Origin of the sequence: Mesorhizobium sp. M0862, assembly GCF_040319795.1 — a bacterium.
Taxonomy (GTDB): Bacteria; Pseudomonadota; Alphaproteobacteria; order Rhizobiales; family Rhizobiaceae; genus Mesorhizobium.
In genome coordinates this window covers 41,222-60,216 of the sequence record NZ_JAMYOJ010000031.1, presented here as the reverse complement: position 1 = coordinate 60,216, position 18,995 = coordinate 41,222, and the positions used below count along the sequence as shown (strand labels likewise).

The window sequence follows — 18,995 nt, the reverse complement described above, 5'->3', positions numbered from 1 at the left end:
ACCCCCCTCTCCTCCCACTTGTCTGAGTGCGCGGGGGTTGTGCATTTTTTTATCCCCCTCGCCGGCGCGGCGCCCCCTCGCGGCGCCCCCCTTCGTGTATCGGAACTCGGCATCGCGCCAGCGGCGGCGCCCGCGCGAGGGCGGCCTGCCCAGGCTGCCACACGCAACAATGACGAGGTCCAGATGACGGCAAAGCCCCTCTATCGACGTGTCCTGCTGAAAGCGTCGGGCGAAGCGTTGATGGGCGAGCAGCATTTCGGCATCGATGTCTCGGTGGTCGACCGAATCGCCGCCGACATCGCCGAAGCCCGCGCACTTGGCATCGAGGTCGGCGTCGTCATTGGCGGCGGCAATATCTTTCGCGGCGTGGCGGTGGCATCCAAGGGCGGCGACCGCGTCACCGGCGACCACATGGGCATGCTGGCCACCGTCATCAACTCGCTGGCGCTGCGCACCTCGCTGAACAAGATCGGCGTCGATGCCGTCGTGCTGTCGGCCATCGCCATGCCCGAACTTTGCGAGAGTTTTTCCCAGCGCCAGGCCACCGCCTATATGAACCAGGGCAAGGTCGTCATTTTCGCCGGCGGCACCGGCAATCCGTTCTTCACCACCGATTCGGCCGCGGCCTTGCGCGCCGCCGAGATCGGCGCCGACGCGTTGTTCAAGGGCACCCAGGTCGACGGCGTCTATTCGGCCGATCCCAAGAAGGATCCGAATGCGACCCGCTTCGAGCGCATCAGCCATGCCGAAGTCATCAACAAGGGCCTTTCGATCATGGATACCGCCGCAATTGCACTTGCGCGCGAAAACAACATCCCGATAATCGTCTATTCGATCCACGAAAAAGGTGGTTTCGGCGATATTCTGCGGGGCGGCGGCCGTTGCACGATCGTCGCCGACGAATAATCCGGAGTATACTCTCCTAAAAAGGGATCAGTTTTCGAAAGAGGGTCCGGATATAGGCCCTAAGCAGTGAACCCGGATCAAACGGGTCGAGGAGACTAAGATGAGTGGTGAGTTCGACGACCTCAAGCGGCGCATGGATGGCGCGATCGCCGCCTTCAAGCACGATCTGGCTTCGCTGCGCACCGGCCGTGCCTCCAGCAATCTGCTCGACGCCATCCAGGTCCAGGCCTACGGCACCACCATGCCCATCAACCAGGTGGCGAACGTGTCGGTGCCGGAGCCGCGCATGATCTCGGTTTCGGTATGGGACAAGTCGATGGTCGGCGCGGTCGACCGTGCCATCAGAGAATCCAATCTCGGCTTCAATCCGATCGTCGACGGCACCAATCTCAGAATTCCGCTGCCCGAGCTCAACGAGCAGCGCCGCAAGGAACTGGTCAAGATTTCGCATGGCTACGCCGAGAACGCCCGCGTTGCGGTGCGCCATGTCCGTCGCGACGGCATGGACTTCTTGAAGAAGGCGGAAAAGGACGGCGACATCAGCGAGGACGACCAGCGCAAGCGCTCCGACCAGGTCCAGAAGCTGACCGACGAAACGATCAGCACCATCGATCACCTGCTTTCCGATAAGGAAGCTGAAATCATGCAGGTCTAGGGTCGGCCCACACCGGCCCGAAAGCGAGACAATGGCAACGCCCGCGCATGTCGCGATCATCATGGATGGAAACGGACGCTGGGCCAAGGCGCGCGGCATGCCGCGGCTTGCCGGCCATCGCGCCGGCGTCGAAGCGCTGCGCAAGACGGTGCGCGCCGCGCCCGGTCTCGGCATTTCCTTCTTGACCGTCTACGCCTTTTCGTCGGAAAACTGGTCGCGGCCCAAGGCCGAAGTGAGCGACCTGATGGGGCTTTTGAAGCTGTTCATCCGCCGCGATCTGGCCGAACTGCACCAGAACGGCGTGCGCGTCAGGATCATCGGTGACAGGGCGGGGCTGCAGCCGGACATCAGGGGCCTGCTCGAAGAGGCCGAATCGCTGACTGCGCGCAATGAATCGCTGACCTTGGTCATCGCCTTCAACTATGGCGGGCGCGACGAGATCGTGCGCACGGCACGCAAGCTCGCAGCCGCCGTGGCGCGCGGCGAGATCGACGCAGAGGCGATCACGGCAGACACTTTAGCCGGCGCCCTCGACACTGCAGGCATTCCCGACCCGGAGCTGGTCATCCGCACCAGTGGCGAGCTTCGGCTGTCGAACTTCCTGTTGTGGCAGGCAGCCTACAGCGAACTGGTTTTTCTGCCTTGCTACTGGCCTGACTTCAGCCGTGAACACCTGGCCGACGCATTGCGCGACTTCGCCGGCCGCGAGCGCCGCTTCGGCGGGCTTGCCGCCCAAGACGTCGCCGCCTCGTGACGGGCGGCGGGATGAACAATCTTCAGCTTCGCATCGTCTCGGCGCTGGTGCTGGCCGCAATAGCGCTTGGCCTGACCTGGTTGGGAGGGCTGTGGTTCCGCCTGCTTTGCGCCGGGATATCGGCGGTCATCTTCTATGAATGGGCGCGCATGTCGCGCCCCTTGGCCGGTGCGACCCTCGGCTTCATTCCCGAAGCGCTGCTTCTGGTTTTCGTCGTCGCCCTGGTTGCAGGCGTGCCGGCATCGTGGCTTCTGTCTCTTGTCCTGGCCATGGTTGTGGTCGCTGCTGTCGGCGCCCGTATGCGTGGAGCGGCGCAATGGGATGCAGCCGGTCTTGCCTACGCGGCTTTGTCCGGCTTATCGCTGGCGCTGCTGCGCGGCGGCGACCATCCCGGCCTGGTCGCAATCCTGTTTCTGTTCGCCGTGGTCTGGGCGACCGACATCTTCGCCTATTTCGCCGGCCGCTCCGTCGGCGGGCCCAAGCTCGCGCCATCGATATCCCCCGGCAAAACGCAGAGCGGCGCACTTGGCGGCGCTGTCGGCGGCGTGGCCGCCGGCGTGCTTCTGGCTGCCGCCGCCGGGGCCGGCAATCTTGGCGTCCTCGCCTTGGTTGCGCTGGTGCTGTCGATTGTTGCCCAGGTTGGCGATCTCTTCGAATCCTGGGTCAAGCGCCGCCACGGCCGCAAGGATTCAAGCGCGTTGATACCCGGGCATGGCGGTGTCATGGACAGGGTGGACGGGCTTGTCGCGGCGGCTGTTGCCCTATACGTGATCGGCTGGATTTCGGCGGGCGCCGATCATCCGGCGCGGGGACTGTTTCCGGCTTGAGTGATATTTCACGGCGAAGAAATGGCGCACGCCACGGATTCGCCTGGATTGATGTCACAGTCGCGGCGACACCTTTTGCCGCAGGTGAATTTGAGGGCATGAGTTGAACGAAATTCTTCACGCGTTTTTCAGCACGGAAGGCTTTGTCCTCGGCACGCTGGTGCCGTTTCTGTTCGTGCTGACCGTGGTCGTCTTCATTCACGAAATGGGCCATTACCTGGTCGGCCGCTGGTGCGGCATTGGCGTGAAGGCCTTTTCGATCGGCTTCGGCCCCGAACTTCTCGGCTTCAACGACAGCCACGGCACGCGCTGGAAGCTCTGCGCCATACCGCTCGGCGGTTATGTCAAATTCGTCGGCGACATGAGCGCCACGTCGAGCCAGCCGAGTTCGGAAGATCTGGAAACGCTGACTGACGCTGAACGCAAGGTCGCCTTCCACACGCAACCCATCTGGAAACGCGCCGCCACGGTGGTGGCCGGACCGCTGTTCAACTTCCTTTTGACCATTGCCGTCTTTGCCGTGCTGTTTTCCCTCTATGGCCGCCCTGTGTTTGAGCCGATGGTGGCGGCGGTCACCGCCGGCAGTCCAGCCGCAAGGGCCGGCATTTTGCCAGGCGACCGATTCGTCGCCGTCGACGGCAGCAAGGTTGAGACCTTCGCCGACGTCCAGCGCCTAGTTTCGGGCCGCGGCGGCGACGCCATCACCTTCACCATGTTGCGCGACGGCAAGGAGGTCACGGTCGTCGCGACGCCGGAGCCGATGGAGCAGCTGGACGCACTGGGCAACAAGGTCAAGGTGGCCGTCATCGGCGTCGTCAACAACAAGGATGTCGGCCAGCCCAGGCTGATCACCTACAGCCCTGTCGGAGCAGTCGGCGCCGCGGTCGAGGAGACGGGGCACGTCATTCAGCGCACCGGCCAGTTCCTGCAGCGATTCGTTGTCGGCCGCGAAGACAAATGCCAGCTGGGCGGCCCGATCAAGATCGCCAAGATGTCGGGGCAGGCGGCAAAGCTGGGCTTCCTATGGCTGGTGCAACTCGTCGCCGGCCTGTCGGTCGGGATCGGAATTCTGAACCTTTTGCCGATTCCCCCCCTCGACGGCGGCCATCTCCTGTTCTACGCACTCGAAGCCGTTTTCCGGCGTCCGGTATCGGAGCGGATGATGGAAATGGGATACCGGGCCGGCCTCTTTCTGGTTCTGGGATTTATGGGCTTCGTCTTCTGGAACGATCTGTTTGGGTGCTGAAATCATGAAGAAATTTGGCTTCAGCACCGGCAATGTTGAGACGCCGTTTACCATGCACGGGGGTATGCGTGACGCGAAAGCCACGCATCAGGGTTAAGTAATTACAAATTAACCAGAAGCCTTGCGTGTAGGGAAAATCCGGTTAATACGGTAGGAGAAATTACCGCACGTCCGGTTTTCTCGCCGTGGGGACTTCGAGAAAAGGTACAAAAGCCCGATGAAGGCAGCATCCAAATTTTTGAGCGCCGCGTCCGCGGTGGCTATGTCCGCCGCTCTGGTTGTACCAGGTGCGCTCGCCGTGCAGTTCGTTGCCACATCTGCGGCGCAGGCAGCCGTTGTCTCGAGAGTCGAGGTCAGCGGCAACCAGCGTGTCGACGCCGACACCATCCGCAACTACATCACGATCAAGCCGGGCAAGGCGTTTTCCAGCGCCGATATCGACGATGCGGTCAAGGCGCTGTTCGGCACCGGGCTGTTCTCGGACGTGCAGATCAATCAGGTCGGTTCGACGCTGGTAGTCAAGGTTGCCGAATACCAGGTCGTCAACCAGGTTCTGTTCCAGGGCAACAAGAAGCTCAAGGACAACGCGCTGGCAGTCGCCGTGCAGTTGAAGCCGCGCGGGACGTTCTCGCAGGCAACGCTGGACTCCGATGTCGAGGCGGTAAAGGCTGCCTACAGGCGAATTGGCCGGGATGACGCCGCTGTCACGACCCAGATCATGGATCTCGGCGACAACCGCGTGAACGTGGTCTTCAACATCAACGAAGGCGGCCGCACCAAGATCGCCGCTGTCAATTTCGTCGGCAACAGCGCCTATTCGAGCCGCCGCCTGTCCGACGTCATCGCAACCAAGCGCTCGAGCTTCTTGTCCTTCGTGCTGCGTGACGACGTCTATGACGAGGACAAGCTCCGCGCCGACCAGGAATCGCTGCGCCGCTTCTATTACAATCACGGCTATGCCGACTTCCAGGTGGTCTCAGCCGTCGGCGAGCTCGACGACACGACCAACCAGTACACCGTTACCATCACCGTCCAGGAAGGCGACCGCTATACGTTCGGCGACGTCAGCGTCGAGAGCACCATTCCCGAAGTCGACTCGAAGGCGCTGGAATCGGTGGTTCAGACCCACAAGGGCGACGTCTACAACGCCAAGAATGTCGAGGATACCATCATCGCGCTGACCGAAAAGGTCGCGGGTTCGGGCTATGCCTTCGCCCAGGTGACGCCGCGCGGCGATCGCAACTTCGAGAACCACACCATTTCGGTCGTCTATACGATCGACCAGGGCACCAAGGCCTATATCGAGCGCATCGAAATCCGCGGCAACGACCGCACACGCGACTATGTCATTCGTCGTGAGTTCGATGTCAGCGAAGGCGACGCCTTCAACCAGGTACTCATCCAGCGCGCGAAGAAGCGGCTGGAAAAGCTAGATTACTTTGAGAAAGTCGACGTTTCGACTGTCCCGGGTTCTGAGCCAGACCAGGTCGTGCTCGTGGTCGACGTGGTCGAGAAATCGACCGGCGAGTTCTCGGTTGGCGCAGGTTATTCGACAGGTGGCGACACTGCCGGTCCGTCCGTCGAAGGTTCGGTCGCGGAGCGCAACTTCCTCGGTCGCGGCCAGTACATCAAGGTTTCGGCGGGTGGCGGCAAGAATTCGCGGGACTACAGCCTGTCCTTCACCGAACCCTATTTCCTGGGGCGCCGTATCGCCGCCGGCTTCGATATCTTCCAGCAGACCCGCAACTACGACCACTATGACAGCGAGACGCTGGGTGCGACGGTGCGCTTCGGCCTGCCGATCACCGACAACATCTCGACGCAGTTGGCGTACAATATCGCCCAGGAGAAGTACAAGCTCGACGACGGTTGCGATAACAATCCTGCCATCCCGGGCAACGCCCCTGGCGACGGGATTCCCGACGCGGACTGCAACGTATCTGCGGCAATCGTCCAGGGAATTGATGAAAGCCCTTGGATCAAGTCGTCGGTCAGCCTTGGGCTGGTCTACAACACCATCGACGACATGAAGAGCCCGCATGAAGGCATCTACGCCACCACGACCATGGAAGTGGCCGGCCTTGGTGGCGATGCCAAATTCGTCAAGGTTACCGGTCGTGGCACTGTCTACCAGACGTTGTCCGAACAGCTGGATCTGGTCGGCCTGATCTCAGGTGGTGCTGGCCATATTGCGGGCTATGGCGATAACGGCCTGCGTATCTTCGATCAGTTCCAGAGCAGCGACCGCATGATCCGCGGCTTCGAGTATGGCGGTATCGGCCCCGCGGATATTGCAACGGGTGACCACCTCGGCGGCACCACTTATTTCAATGCGTCGGCCGAAGCTCAATTCCCGATACCGGTCATTCCGGAAAGCTTTGGTGTCCGCGGCGCTGTGTTTGCTGATGCCGCCACACTGTACGGCAGCAAGATAAATGTCGCCGGGGTTACTCAAGCTTCAACTGATCTAGAGCTGCGCGCGTCGGTTGGTGTCGGCTTGCTGTGGTCATCGCCTTTTGGCCCGATCCGCATCGACTACGCGATGCCCGTCAAGAAGGAAAAGACCGACGACGTGCAGGAATTCAACTTCGGCATGTCGAGCCGCTTCTGATCTTGCGGTAACGATGCTTCCGGGCCGTTGGGGTCCGGAAGAGAATTGATCCGACCTAGCTGGATATTGCTTCTGGAATGACCGATCCGGTGTTCTTCGCGCCATCACGCCGGTATACGGCCGGCGAAGTCGCGAATCTGACCGGCGCATCGCTTGTCGATTCCGATCTTGCCCACATATCGATCGATGCGTTGGCGCCAGCCAACGAAGGCGGCGAGGGTGCGCTCGTCTTCGTCGACGGCAAGCGCAATTTCGCGCTGATGCAGTCGCTGAAGGCGGCGGCCGTGTTTTGTCCCGCCGAGTTCGCCGGCAAGGCGCCGGCCGGCATTGCGGTTCTGGTGCATCCGCGCCCGCAGCAGGCCTTCGCCATGATCGGCCGGCTGCTGTTCCCGATGGCGGCTACGCCGGGACCGATGACCAGCGAAACCGGGGTCTCGCCGCAAGCTCATGTCGATACCACGGCGCATATCGAGGCAGGCGCGATCATCGAGGCCGGAGCCGTCGTCGGCCCGCGTGCTTCCATCGGCAGCGGAACGGTCATTGCCCCCCACGCCGTTATCGGTCCGTCATGCCAGATCGGCCGCGACGGCTATATCGGACCAGGTGTCAGCGTCCAGTACGCGCTGATCGGCAACCGCGTCATCATTCATGGCGGCGCCAGGATAGGCCAGGACGGCTTCGGCTTTGTCGGCGGCGCCAAAGGGCCCGAGCGTGTGCCGCAGGTCGGCCGCGTCATCATTCAGGACGATGTCGAAATCGGCTCGAACACGACCGTCGATCGCGGCGCCATGTCGGATACGGTCATCGGTCAGGGCACCAAGATCGACAATCTGGTGCAGATCGCCCATAACGTTCGCATCGGCCGCAATTGCATTATTGCCGGGCTCTCTGGTATTTCCGGCTCCGTCACCGTCGGCGACGGTGTCACCATGGGCGGCGGCGTTGGCCTTGCCGATCATTTGACCATAGGATCAGGGGCCAAGCTTGCTGCAAGGAGCGGGTTCATGAGCAACGTGCCGGCGGGCGAGATCTGGGGAGGCTATCCGGCGCAGCCGATGGCGGAAGCCATGCGCGAGATCGCCATGCTGAGGAAGCTCGCCAGGACGCGCAAGCAGGGCGAGGGGGGAAGTAGCTGAGATGGTGCCGGCGACGCTCGAAGCGGTCGATATATTGGGGTTGATGAAGCTTTTGCCGCATCGCTATCCCTTCCTGATGATCGATCGCATCATCGAAATCGACGGCAATGATTCTGCCATCGGCATCAAGAACGTGACCATCAATGAGCCGCATTTCCAGGGCCATTTCCCGGATCAGCCGGTGATGCCGGGCGTGCTCATCGTCGAGGCTATGGCGCAGACGGCCGGCGCGATCTGCATCCGTAACCTCAACACGGAAAAGCCGTCGCTGGTCTATTTCCTGACCATCGACAACGCGAAATTCCGCAAACCGGTCGTCCCGGGCGACCAGTTGAAGATCCACGTCAAGAAAATCAAGATGCGCGGCAACCTGCTCAAATTCGCCTGCGAGGCCATGGTGGAGGGCACAAAGGCCGCCGAAGCCGAGATCTCGGCAATGATGGTTACCGGCTGACGGTTCGAAATGCTCATGAAAATACAGACTTCAATCCACCCCTCGGCCGTCATCGAGGCCGGCGCGCAGATCGGCGAAGGCGCCGCAATAGGACCTTTCTGCTATGTCGGCGCTGACGCCGTGATCGGTGACCGCGTCGAACTGGTCAGCCATGTCTCGGTGCTGGGCGCGACAACCATTGGCGCCGCGACCAAGGTCTATCCAATGGCGACACTGGGCGGACCGCCGCAGAACACCAAGCACAAGGGCGGCCGCACCACTTTGGTCATCGGCCAGAACTGCACGATCCGCGAAGGCGTGACCATGCATCTCGGCACCGATTCCAGCCGCGGCGAGACGACCGTCGGCGACAACGGCAATTTCCTTGCCTATGCCCACATTGCCCATGATTGCGTCGTCGGTAAAAACGCCACCTTCGCTAATGGCGCGACCCTGGGCGGCCATTGCGAGGTCGGTGACAGCGTTTATATTGGCGGCCTCAGCGCCGTTCATCAGTTCGTGCGTGTTGGTGACAACGCCTTTCTCGGCGGCTGCTCGGCTTTTGTCGGCGATGTCATTCCCTACGCCATTGCGGTGGGCAATCGCGCGAGCCTGCGTGGACTCAACATCATCGGCCTGAAGCGCGCCGGGTTGCCGCGCGCCGAAATCTACCTGCTGCGCAAGGCTTACAAGACCATCTTCGACCGCTCCCGCACTGTCGGCGAGAACATCGAATTCGCCAAGGCCGAGTTTGCGTCGTCGCCGACGGCCATGAAAATCATCGATTTCATCACCAGTCGCGGCAAGCGGCATTTTGCCGTCCCGTCGCTTAAGGGTGGCGACGGCGACGATGCCGATGACGAAGGCTGAGGCCACTTCAACGGCCCTCGATCTTGCGCCGGACGCCAGGGTCGGCATCATTGCCGGCGGCGGTAGCTTGCCGGTCGAAGTTGCCGCCGGCCTGGCGGAGGCCGGACATCCGCCCGTCATCATCCTGGTCGAAGGTCAGGCCGACCGTCAGTCCGACCTCACAATCTATGAGCATGAAAGCCTTGCGCTGGAAGACATCGGCTCGCTGGTTGCGTTGCTGAGGCGCCGGCGGATCACCCATCTTGTGCTTGCCGGCGAGATCAGGCGCAGGCCGCGGTTGGTCGACATGCGTCCGAACCTTGGGCTACTGGCACTTATACCCTCGCTCGCCATGGCGCTTGCCCGCGGCGATGACGGGCTGTTGAAGATATTGACCCGCGGCCTGGAGGCACGGGGCGTCAAGGTTGTCGGTGCGCATGAAGTCGTGCCCCGGCTCGTCGCGGCCGAAGGGCCGCTGACCAAAGCAGTGCCGCGAAAGTCCGACTGGCGCGATATCGAGGCGGCACACGCGGCGGCAAAGGCCATCGGCGCGCTCGACATTGGTCAGGCGGCAATTGCCATCGGTGGCCGCACTGTTGCCCTGGAAGGCGTCGAGGGCACCCACGGACTGCTCGAGCGGACGCAGCAGTTGCGCGGCCATGGCAGGCTGGCCGGCAAGACGCGCGGTGTCCTGGTCAAATGCGCCAAACCTGGCCAGGAATTGCGTGCCGATCTGCCATCTATCGGCCCCCAGACCGTCGAGGCGGCGCATGCCGCGGGGCTCGCCGGCATTGCCGTCGAAGCCCGCCGTTCGCTCATCCTCGAAGGCCCCGCCGTTGTCGCGCGCGCCAATGCGCTCGGCCTGTTCGTGTTCGGCCTGCCGGCTGCGGAGTCTGTCCATGGCAGCTGAGAAGCCGCTGAAGATTGCCATCGTCGCCGGCGAAGAATCCGGCGACCTGCTCGGCGCCGACATCGTGCAGGCGCTGAAGCGCATGACCGGGCGCGAGGTGCAACTCGTCGGCACTGGCGGGCGGCATCTGCAGGCGCTCGGACTGGCGCCGCTGTTCGACGGCGCCGAGATCGCGCTGATGGGGCTCAGCGCCATCCTGCGTGACTTGCCGCGCCTGATGCGGCGGATCAGCCAGACGGCAAGTGCTGTCGCCGCCGAAAAACCCGACTGTCTGATCACCATCGACAGCCCCGATTTCTCGCTGCGCGTCGCCAAAAAGATCCGCGCCGCCGATCCGTCGATCCCGATCGTCCATTATGTCTGCCCGAGCGTCTGGGCGTGGCGGCCGGGTAGGGCGGCCGCGATGAAGCCCTATGTCGACCACATACTGTGCATCCTGCCTTTCGAGGTAAAGGAGCTCAGCCGTCTCGGCGGCCCGCCTGGCACTTACGTCGGACATCGCCTCACGCATGATCCAGGCGTGCAGGGCGCGGCCAGGGCGCAAGCCCAGCCACGCGATCTCTCGGCCGATCACGTCAAGACGCTGCTCGTCCTGCCAGGGTCGCGGCGCGGCGAGGTGAGCCGGCTTATCGGTCCGTTCGGCGAGACGGTGTCGGCGCTGCGCGCGCGTGGCCACCGGCTGCGGCTGTTGCTGCCGACGGTGCCGCATGTCGCCGAACTGGTCAAGACATCGGTGGCGCGCTGGGATCAGGAGCCGGAAGTCATCCTCGATCCCGAGCGCAAGTGGCAGGCCTTCGGCAAGGCCGATGCGGCGCTGACCGCGTCTGGAACGGTGTCACTGGAACTGGCGATGTCGGGTGTCCCGATGATCTCTTGCTACAAGTTCGATCCGATCATGCTGATGGCGCAGAGCCTGATCACGGTGTGGAGCGCTGCTTTGCCCAACCTTATTGCCGACCGGCCGGTCGTGCCGGAAAGCTACAACCAGTATGTGCGGCCGCACTATCTGGCGCGGCAGCTCGAGGCACTGTTCTCAGACACCGCCTACCGCGCTTGGCAAAAGGACGGCTTTGGCGAGGTTGCCAGACGCATGGCCACCGACAGGCCCTCCGGCGACATCGCCGCCGATGTCGTTCTTCGCCACATCGGGAGAGCGAATAGGGCTTAGTAAGGAGTGAACGATGAATAGTGAATAGCGAATAGTGAATAGTGAATAGTGAATAGTGATTAATGCGCTCTCGCTATAATCAAGCTGCTACTTACTACCTGCTACTTACTACATGCTATTCACTACTTACCATTCACCATTCACTCTCTTTCACCTTTTCGCAATCGGCACGTAGTCGCGTTCCGGGGCGCCGGTATAGAGCTGGCGCGGGCGGCCGATCTTCTGGTGCGGGTCCTCGATCATTTCCTTCCACTGCGCGATCCAGCCGACGGTGCGGGCGACCGCGAACAGCACGGTGAACATGGTGGTGGGGAAGCCCAGCGCCTTCAGCGTGATGCCGGAATAGAAATCGACGTTCGGATAGAGCTTCTTTTCGATGAAGTAGGAATCGGTCAGCGCGATCTTTTCCAGCTCCATGGCGATGTCGAGCAGCGGATCGTCCTTGATGCCGAGTTCGCCGAGTACCTCATGCGCCGTCTTCTGCATGATTTTCGCACGAGGATCGTAGTTCTTGTAGACGCGATGGCCGAAGCCCATCAGCCGGAACGGATCGTTCTTGTCCTTGGCGCGGGCGATGAATTCCGGGATGTGGTCGACATGGCCGATCTCGCCCAGCATGTTGAGCGCCGCCTCATTGGCGCCGCCATGCGCCGGGCCCCACAGGCAAGCGATGCCGGCGGCGATGCAGGCGAACGGATTGGCGCCCGACGAGCCGGCAAGCCGCACCGTCGAGGTCGAGGCGTTCTGCTCGTGGTCGGCATGCAGGATGAAGATGCGCTCCATGGCGCGCGCCAGCACCGGATTGATCTTGTATTCCTCGCACGGAACCGCAAAGCACATATGCAGGAAGTTGGCGGCGAAGTTCAGCTCGTTCTTCGGGTAAATGAAGGGCTGGCCGATATGGTATTTGTAGGCCATGGCCGCAATCGTCGGCATCTTGGCGATCAGCCGCATCGAGGCGACCATGCGCTGATACGGATCCGAAATATCGGTGGAGTCGTGATAGAAGGCCGACAGCGCGCCGACCACGCCGCACATCACAGCCATCGGATGCGCGTCGCGGCGGAAGCCGGTGAAGAAGCGCGACATCTGCTCGTGCACCATGGTGTGGCGCGTCACCCGGTAGTCGAAATCGTCCTTCTGCGCCTTGGTCGGCAGTTCGCCGTAGAGCAGGAGGTAGCAGACTTCGAGGAAGTCGCCATGCTCGGCCAGCTGGTCGATGGGATAGCCGCGGTGAAGCAGGATGCCGGCATCGCCGTCGATGAAGGTTATCGCCGACTCGCAGCTCGCCGTCGAAGTGAAGCCGGGATCGTAGGTGAAGGCGCCGGTGGTGTTGTAGAGCGCACCGATGTCGATGACGTCGGGCCCGACCGACCCGCTTCGCACCTTGAATTCATGCGTCTTGCCGGCCAGTTCGAGCGTGGCAGTCGACGGGTGCGTCGTCTTGCTGCCGGTTTCCAGTCTTGTCGCAGCTTCGCTCATTCTCAAACTCCTTCATGTTCCTCATGCCGGCAAGGCAATTCCTGCAAACGACACGTCGAAATCACCGGAATGCGCGAACTCGCCACCGCATTTTGGGAGGTGCGTGCCTGATTGGGCCAAGGCCTAATGTTGCACTGCGAAACCCGCCTTTCAATGCCAATCTTTTTGGGCCAGCTCGCTCCTAATCGATTTGATCCGCAATCCGCGCCAGGCTTTCCTCGCGGCCAAGCACGGCAAGCACGTCGAACACGCCGGGCGAGGTGCTACGGCCGGTAAGGGCCGCCCGGAGCGGTTGGGCCACGGCGCCGAGCTTGTGGCCGCCGGCCGCTGCGAACTCGCGCACCGCGGCTTCAGCCGCGGCAGCCGACCAATCGCCCGAAACAGTCTGCAAAGCGGCATGTGCGCCGCGCAGGATCGCGCGCGCGTCGGCACTGAGCAGTGCTGCCGCCTTCTCGTCGATCGGCAGCGGCCGCTCGACGAACAGGAAGGCCGCGCCATCGGCCAGTTCCACCAGCGTCTTGGAGCGCTCTTTCAGACCCGGCAAGGCAGCCAGCAGCTGCGCCTTCCTGGCGTCGTCGAGACGGGCGGCGATAGCCGGTCCGCTTTCCAGGTATGGCAGAGTGGCGACGAAAATGTCGAACAGCTCGGCATCGGCCATCTTGCGCATATGCGCGCCGTTGATCGACTCGAGCTTGGCGAAGTCGAAGCGCGCCGCACCCTTGTTGACATCGCCGATGTCGAACCACGAAATCATGTCCTTGATCGACATGATCTCGTCGTCGCCATGGCTCCAGCCGAGCCTTGCCAGATAGTTGAGCAGTGCCTCGGGCAGATAGCCCATGGCGCGATAAGCCTCGACACCGAGTGCGCCGTGCCGCTTCGACAGCTTGGCGCCGTCGGCGCCGTGGATCAGCGGGATATGCGACATCGACGGGACGTCCCAGCCCATGGCGTTGTAGATCACCGTCTGGCGCGCGGCGTTGGTCAGATGGTCGTCGCCACGGATGATGTGGGTGACGCCCATGTCATGGTCGTCGACGACGACGGCATGCATGTAGGTCGGATTGCCGTCCGAGCGCAGAATGATGAAATCGTCGAGGTCCTTGTTGGGGAAGCGCACCTCGCCCTGCACACGGTCGTGCACCACGGTTTCGCCCTCGGTCGGCGCCTTGATGCGGATGGCGCCCTTGACGCCGGGAGGCGCCTCCGAGGGGGCACGATCGCGCCACTGGCCGTTGTAGCGCGGCGGCAGACCCTTGGCGCGTGCGGCCTCGCGCATCGCCTCGAGCTCGGCAGGCGTCTCGTAGCTGTAATAGGCCTTGCCCAGGCGCACCAGCTCCTCGGCCACCTCACGGTGGCGCGGCGCGCGCTCGAACTGCGATATGGCCTCACCGTCCCAGGAAAGGCCGAGCCAGGTCAGCCCATCCAGAATGGCCTGTGTCGCCGCCTCGTTGAAGCGTTCGCGGTCGGTGTCCTCGATGCGCAGCACCATCGTGCCGCCGGTGTGCTTGGCGTACAGCCAGTTGAACAGCGCCGTGCGCGCGCCGCCGATATGCAGATAGCCGGTGGGCGAGGGGGCAAAACGGGTGACGACCGTGTCGGACATGGAACTCTTGGAACCTTGGAAAGCGGAGCGTGATCGCGCGGACTTTCGCGCTTTGCGCGTTCATGTAGCATAGGGGGTCTGGGGCGCAAGGGGCAGACCCGATGGCTGGACGTGGCCGGGGCACGTCGGCAATTATCGGTTGCGTCAACTGGCGCTGGAGCCTTGTAGCACAAAATCTGTTCGCACCCTCCGCGCAACCTCGTTTGGCAGCAGCGTCAATGTCTGGGTTTCATTCGGCTGCAGCGTCCGTCACAGTGCCTGGAACATCGCTGCGACGGTGGTAGCCCCCTCTGACGAGCGGACATTTCTTCACGGATGCGGCACTGCCCGACTACAACGCCGCCGTGACAGCGTTGGCTTGGTCACGCATATTGACCTTTCTGCAATCATTATCGTGAACACCGCAACTGTGTGCAGGCCGGTCTCGCCACGAAGGAGGCATGATTGAAAGAAGGACTACCGATGACCGAAAACGCCGACCATACGGAGGGTGATCCGTTCTACCATGGTACCCGGGCGGATTTGAAACCCGGGGATCTGCTGAGCGTCGGCCACCCTTCCAATTTCAGAGGTAAACCACTGTCATGGATCTATTTCACCCAGACACTGGAAGCCGCCATCTGGGGAGCAGAGCTTGCAACGGGTGACGGTCGTCAAAGGATTTACATCGTAAAGCCGACGGGGTTTTTTATGGATGACCCTAACCTGACCGACAAAAAATTTCCCGGTAATCCGACGAAATCCTACCGCTCCCGTGGTCCGTTGCTCATCCTGGGTGAACTCGGTGAATGGCAGGGTCATACACCGGAACAATTGAAGGCAATGCACGATGGGCTTGCTCGCCTGAGGGCGGAGGGCCGGGATATGATTGAGGATTGAGCGTCCTTGGCGGGTCAATTCCGGCGCGGTGGACGCGACCGCACGGACTTTCGCGCTTTGCGCGTTCATGTAGCATAGGAGGTCTGGGGCGCAAGGGGCAGACCTGATGGCTGGACGTGGCCGGGGCACGAAGGAAGGCGAAGGCGCCGAGGCAGGCGTCAGCGAACGCTCGCTGTTTGCCGATAGTCCCTATGCCGAGCCGCTGCCCCTCGCGCTGCCTGAGCCGCATCCCGGCATAGCGCCCGCGCTGCCCGGTGACGCGTTGCCGGCGCAAGTCACAGCGCCCGGATCTATCGCCCGACTGCGCAGACGGCTTCGCCGCCCGTCATGGCCCGCGCTCCGCCGCAGCCTTGCCGTGGCCGCCAACACGGAGCTCGACCGGGGCGTCGCCTTCCTGCTGGTCCCGGTTTTCCTGGCAGCCGGCGTCATCGTCTACTTCTCGCTGGCCGGCGAGCCGGGCTTTGCGCAGCCAATCGCCATTGTGGTGCTGGCGACATGTTGCGCTGTCGCCACGCGATCGCGGCCGAGGACGCATCTGTTCTGCATGGCCGCGATGCTGTGCGCGCTCGGCGTCGTCGCCGCCAAGGTCGAGACCTGGCGCGCCGGAACGCAGATGCTCGGCTCCGAGATTCAGACACGGCTGACCGGCCGCGTCGTCAGTCTCGAACAGATGGAAAGCGGCCGCATCAGGCTGACGCTCGACGTGGTTTCGACCGCTTACCCCGAGCTGCGCTACGCCCCGGAGCGGGTCAGGCTCTCGGCGCGGACCGTTCCCGCCGATATGACCGCCGGCTCCCTGATCACCGGCTATGCCAGGCTGTTGCCGCCGACCGGTCCGGTGCGGCCGGAGAGCTACGATTTCTCCTTCGACAGCTATTTCACCGGTATCGGCGGCAGCGGCTTCTTTCTCGGCAATCCGAAAACCATTGCTACGCAGGGACCGCCGCCGCTGACCGCACGGCTCTCCTCGGCAATCGAGAACGCGCGCGAAAACATTGCCGACCATATCAGGGGCAAGATCGGTGGCGCCGAAGGCGAGATTGCCGCGGCGTTGATTGTCGGGGTGCGCGCCGGCATCCCGGACGAGGTCAACGAAGCGATGCGGCGCACCGGCATCTACCACATCATCTCCATCTCCGGCCTGCACATGGCGCTGGTTGCCGGCACCATCATGGCGTTGCTGCGTGGCGCCTTTGCGCTGTTTCCCGATTTCTCTTCGCGCCGGCCGGTGAAGAAATATGCGGCCGCGGCAGCGCTTGTCTCGATCGCCGCCTATCTCGTTATTTCAGGCGTCGTGGTTGCCGCCGAGCGCAGCTTCATCATGCTGGCGGTCATGCTTGTCGCCGTGCTGTTTGATCGCGCCGCACTCACCATGCGCAATCTGGCGATCTCCGCCATTGCCGTCATCCTGGTGTCGCCGCACGAGGTGGTCGGTCCCAGCTTCCAGATGTCGTTTGCCGCCACTGCCGCCCTTGTCGGCGCCTATGCCGGCTGGGCCGATTACCGCGCCGACAAGGTGAGAACGCCGCCGGCAAAGCGCTCCTTCGTCGGCTTCCTGTCGCGAAAATTCGCGCTGGCCATGGGCGGCCTCGCAATGACCTCGATCATCGCCGGCAGTGCAACCTTGCTGTTCGCCATCTGGCATTTTCAGCGTGTGTCGCCGCTCAGCCTGATCGCCAATCTGGCCGTGATGCCGATTGTTTCGTTGATCGTCATGCCCTTTGCCGTGCTCAGCGCACTGGCGATGCCGTTCGGCGCCGACGGGCCGTTCCTCTATGTGATGGGCAAAGGTCTGATGGCGATGATCGCTATATCGGCCTGGATTTCCGAGCGCTCGCCGGTCGACGCCGTCGGGCTGATCTCCATCCGCTCGGTGCTGTTAGTGGCGGTCGCCCTCGTCATCGCCACCATGGCCACCACCTGGCTCAGGTTGGCGGCCGTGCCTTTCGCGCTGGCCGGCCTGTTGACGGTGCCGCAGGTGCTTACGCCAGACGTGCTCATATCCGAGGATGCGCATCTGGTGGCCATGCCGATCGGTGGCGGCGAACTCGCCCTCAACCGCGAACGCTCCAACGAATTCACCACGGACAATTGGAAACGGGCGCTGCGGGCCGAAACCATTATCCCACCTGAGATTTTCGAGGCAACAGATACGCGGTTCGATCTCGATCCGCTCGATCTGCCGCCCGGCTCGCCCTTCTATTGCACCGGCGATCTCTGTATCGCCCGGCACCCTTCCGGAGCCATTGTAGCGCTTGCGAAAGACCGCAAGACGGCGCGGCCGGCCTGTGCCTTCGCGAGCCTGATCGTCATCGATGACGCCACCGCTTACAATCCGTGCCGCGACCCGCTGGTGCTGGTCGTGACGAAGAAACAGCTGGCCCGCGACGGCAGCGCCGCCGTCTTCTTCGATCCGCAATCGGCAGCTGCAGCGCCAACCATCCGCTTCGCCGTCGACAAGCCGTATCGCCCCTGGCACGAGCAACGCCGCTTCTCCCGCGAAGCGCGCGGCCTGCCGCCTTACAACCAGCGTGAAAAGTACAAACCCAAGCCGGCTCAGTAGCGCCGGATCAATCCGACAAGCTTGCCCTGCACCTTCACCCTGTCCGGTCCAAAAATGCGGGTCTCGTAGGCCGGGTTGGCGGCTTCCAGGGCGATCGAGGCGCCCTTGCGGCGGAAGCGTTTCAGGGTCGCTTCCTCATCGTCGACCAACGCCACCACGATCTCGCCGGGGCTGGCTGTGTCGGCATTGCGGATGATGACCGTGTCGCCATCGAAAATGCCGGCCTCGATCATCGAATCGCCCTTGACCTCGAGCGCGTAGTGTTCGCCGCCCATGATCATATCGGGCGGCACCGAGATCGAATGGGTCTGATGCTGGATGGCGTCGATCGGCACGCCGGCGGCGATGCGTCCCATAACCGGGATTGAAATCGCGGAAACGGCATCGTCATTGCCGGCCGACATCGAACGCGACGGCGAGCCCGGCTTGATCTGGCGGCCGAGACCGCCTTGGCCCAACGCGCCTTGTCCTTGGCCGCCTTGCCCTTGGCCGGTTTGACCAAGACTGCCCTGAATGACGCTCGGCGAAAACTTCCTCGCCGCATTGAGGCCTGGTGCGATCGAGTCGGGCAGCCGCAGCACTTCCAGCGCGCGCGCCCGGTTCGGCAGCCGGCGAATGAAACCGCGCTCCTCAAGCGCCGTGATCAGGCGGTGGATGCCGGACTTGGAGGCGAGGTCGAGCGCTTCCTTCATCTCGTCGAAGGACGGCGGGATTCCGCTCTCCTTCAGGCGTTCATGGATGAACATCAGAAGCTCATGTTGTTTGCGCGTCAGCATCGCGGCCCCCAAGGGTTCTGAAACCAGAATCAGAAAAAACAAACCCAGAACAAACACTATCTGTTCCAGTTGTGTTCCGCAACCTTTTAAAGTTTAATGAATGTGTTGACGTTTTGTTCAGCGTAACGTTCGGCGCTGCGAGCGCCGCCTGCGCCCAGTTGCCAGCAACGGGGTGAAACGAAGACAAAGTGCCC

General features: G+C 62.7%; 16 protein-coding genes. 13 read left to right on the top strand and 3 right to left on the bottom strand.

Going from position 1 to position 18,995, the window contains the following annotated elements; all coding sequences use genetic code 11:
* Positions 1 to 183 precede the first annotated feature (183 nt).
* From pyrH to lpxB, 11 genes are all read left to right on the top strand, one after another.
* A complete protein-coding gene (pyrH, locus tag NKI15_RS29460) occupies positions 184 to 906 on the top strand; it encodes a UMP kinase (protein ID WP_023671026.1) in 723 nt (240 codons plus the stop codon).
* 100 nt (positions 907 to 1,006) lie between these two features.
* Positions 1,007 to 1,561, top strand: a complete 555-nt coding sequence (gene frr / locus NKI15_RS29455; RefSeq protein ID WP_023671027.1) for a ribosome recycling factor — start codon at positions 1,007 to 1,009, stop codon at positions 1,559 to 1,561.
* 31 nt (positions 1,562 to 1,592) lie between these two features.
* Positions 1,593 to 2,315, top strand: coding sequence for an isoprenyl transferase (locus NKI15_RS29450; protein ID WP_502898730.1), 723 nt, complete (start codon positions 1,593 to 1,595; stop codon positions 2,313 to 2,315).
* An 11-nt stretch (positions 2,316 to 2,326) separates the two neighbouring features.
* Positions 2,327 to 3,142: a phosphatidate cytidylyltransferase gene (locus NKI15_RS29445; RefSeq protein WP_023706232.1), complete on the top strand. Its 816-nt coding sequence runs from the start codon at positions 2,327 to 2,329 to the stop codon at positions 3,140 to 3,142.
* Positions 3,143 to 3,245: 103 nt separating this feature from the next.
* Positions 3,246 to 4,388 carry an RIP metalloprotease RseP gene (gene rseP, locus NKI15_RS29440; protein ID WP_023693444.1) on the top strand — a complete coding sequence of 381 codons (1,143 nt, stop codon included), beginning with the start codon at positions 3,246 to 3,248 and terminating at the stop codon, positions 4,386 to 4,388.
* A 217-nt stretch (positions 4,389 to 4,605) separates the two neighbouring features.
* Positions 4,606 to 6,999: an outer membrane protein assembly factor BamA gene (gene bamA / locus NKI15_RS29435; protein WP_023706233.1), complete on the top strand. Its 2,394-nt coding sequence runs from the start codon at positions 4,606 to 4,608 to the stop codon at positions 6,997 to 6,999.
* A gap of 77 nt (positions 7,000 to 7,076) precedes the next feature.
* Positions 7,077 to 8,135, top strand: a complete 1,059-nt coding sequence (gene lpxD / locus NKI15_RS29430) for a UDP-3-O-(3-hydroxymyristoyl)glucosamine N-acyltransferase (RefSeq protein WP_023706234.1) — start codon at positions 7,077 to 7,079, stop codon at positions 8,133 to 8,135.
* A 1-nt stretch (position 8,136) separates the two neighbouring features.
* A complete protein-coding gene (fabZ, locus tag NKI15_RS29425) occupies positions 8,137 to 8,589 on the top strand; it encodes a 3-hydroxyacyl-ACP dehydratase FabZ (RefSeq protein WP_023684696.1) in 453 nt (150 codons plus the stop codon).
* 15 nt (positions 8,590 to 8,604) lie between these two features.
* Positions 8,605 to 9,438, top strand: coding sequence for an acyl-ACP--UDP-N-acetylglucosamine O-acyltransferase (lpxA, locus tag NKI15_RS29420; RefSeq protein WP_023706235.1), 834 nt, complete (start codon positions 8,605 to 8,607; stop codon positions 9,436 to 9,438).
* Positions 9,425 to 10,327, top strand: coding sequence for an LpxI family protein (locus NKI15_RS29415; RefSeq protein WP_023706236.1), 903 nt, complete (start codon positions 9,425 to 9,427; stop codon positions 10,325 to 10,327). Before lpxA ends, NKI15_RS29415 begins: the two co-directional genes overlap by 14 nt.
* Entirely contained in the window at positions 10,317 to 11,495 is a 1,179-nt protein-coding gene (gene lpxB / locus NKI15_RS29410) for a lipid-A-disaccharide synthase (RefSeq protein WP_023706237.1), read from the top strand. Before NKI15_RS29415 ends, lpxB begins: the two co-directional genes overlap by 11 nt.
* A gap of 150 nt (positions 11,496 to 11,645) precedes the next feature.
* On the opposite strand, the gene gltA is transcribed toward lpxB, so the two are convergent.
* Positions 11,646 to 12,977, bottom strand: a complete 1,332-nt coding sequence (gene gltA / locus NKI15_RS29405; RefSeq protein WP_023671037.1) for a citrate synthase — start codon at positions 12,975 to 12,977, stop codon at positions 11,646 to 11,648.
* Between the two features lie 181 nt (positions 12,978 to 13,158).
* The gene (gene gltX, locus NKI15_RS29400) at positions 13,159 to 14,583 is read right to left on the bottom strand and encodes a glutamate--tRNA ligase (protein WP_023822206.1); all 1,425 of its coding nucleotides are present in this window, start codon (positions 14,581 to 14,583) and stop codon (positions 13,159 to 13,161) included.
* Between the two features lie 462 nt (positions 14,584 to 15,045).
* On the opposite strand from gltX, the gene arr reads away from it, so the two are divergent.
* Complete coding sequence (arr, locus tag NKI15_RS29395; RefSeq protein WP_352514135.1) at positions 15,046 to 15,462, top strand: NAD(+)--rifampin ADP-ribosyltransferase; 417 nt, start codon at positions 15,046 to 15,048, stop codon at positions 15,460 to 15,462.
* A 106-nt stretch (positions 15,463 to 15,568) separates the two neighbouring features.
* Positions 15,569 to 18,025 carry a ComEC/Rec2 family competence protein gene (locus NKI15_RS29390; RefSeq protein WP_352514060.1) on the top strand — a complete coding sequence of 819 codons (2,457 nt, stop codon included), beginning with the start codon at positions 15,569 to 15,571 and terminating at the stop codon, positions 18,023 to 18,025.
* Here the strand turns inward: NKI15_RS29390 and lexA are convergent.
* Positions 18,019 to 18,801, bottom strand: a complete 783-nt coding sequence (lexA, locus tag NKI15_RS29385) for a transcriptional repressor LexA (protein WP_023684703.1) — start codon at positions 18,799 to 18,801, stop codon at positions 18,019 to 18,021. The two genes, NKI15_RS29390 and lexA, sit on opposite strands and share 7 nt — an antisense overlap.
* Positions 18,802 to 18,995 lie beyond the last annotated feature (194 nt).

Bases quoted from the DNA above. Each gene is read 5' to 3' on its own strand.
- lpxD (WP_023706234.1), top strand. From the start codon at position 7,077: ATGACCGATCCGGTGTTCTTCGCGCCATCACGCCGGTATACGGCCGGC.
- fabZ (WP_023684696.1), top strand. From the start codon at position 8,137: ATGGTGCCGGCGACGCTCGAAGCGGTCGATATATTGGGGTTGATGAAG.
- arr (WP_352514135.1), top strand. From the start codon at position 15,046: ATGACCGAAAACGCCGACCATACGGAGGGTGATCCGTTCTACCATGGT.
- pyrH (WP_023671026.1), top strand. From the start codon at position 184: ATGACGGCAAAGCCCCTCTATCGACGTGTCCTGCTGAAAGCGTCGGGC.
- gltX (WP_023822206.1), bottom strand. From the start codon at position 14,583: ATGTCCGACACGGTCGTCACCCGTTTTGCCCCCTCGCCCACCGGCTAT.
- lpxB (WP_023706237.1), top strand. From the start codon at position 10,317: ATGGCAGCTGAGAAGCCGCTGAAGATTGCCATCGTCGCCGGCGAAGAA.
- NKI15_RS29445 (WP_023706232.1), top strand. From the start codon at position 2,327: ATGAACAATCTTCAGCTTCGCATCGTCTCGGCGCTGGTGCTGGCCGCA.
- frr (WP_023671027.1), top strand. From the start codon at position 1,007: ATGAGTGGTGAGTTCGACGACCTCAAGCGGCGCATGGATGGCGCGATC.
- NKI15_RS29450 (WP_502898730.1), top strand. From the start codon at position 1,593: ATGGCAACGCCCGCGCATGTCGCGATCATCATGGATGGAAACGGACGC.
- lexA (WP_023684703.1), bottom strand. From the start codon at position 18,801: ATGCTGACGCGCAAACAACATGAGCTTCTGATGTTCATCCATGAACGC.
- bamA (WP_023706233.1), top strand. From the start codon at position 4,606: ATGAAGGCAGCATCCAAATTTTTGAGCGCCGCGTCCGCGGTGGCTATG.
- gltA (WP_023671037.1), bottom strand. From the start codon at position 12,977: ATGAGCGAAGCTGCGACAAGACTGGAAACCGGCAGCAAGACGACGCAC.
- lpxA (WP_023706235.1), top strand. From the start codon at position 8,605: ATGAAAATACAGACTTCAATCCACCCCTCGGCCGTCATCGAGGCCGGC.
- NKI15_RS29390 (WP_352514060.1), top strand. From the start codon at position 15,569: ATGGCTGGACGTGGCCGGGGCACGAAGGAAGGCGAAGGCGCCGAGGCA.
- NKI15_RS29415 (WP_023706236.1), top strand. From the start codon at position 9,425: ATGACGAAGGCTGAGGCCACTTCAACGGCCCTCGATCTTGCGCCGGAC.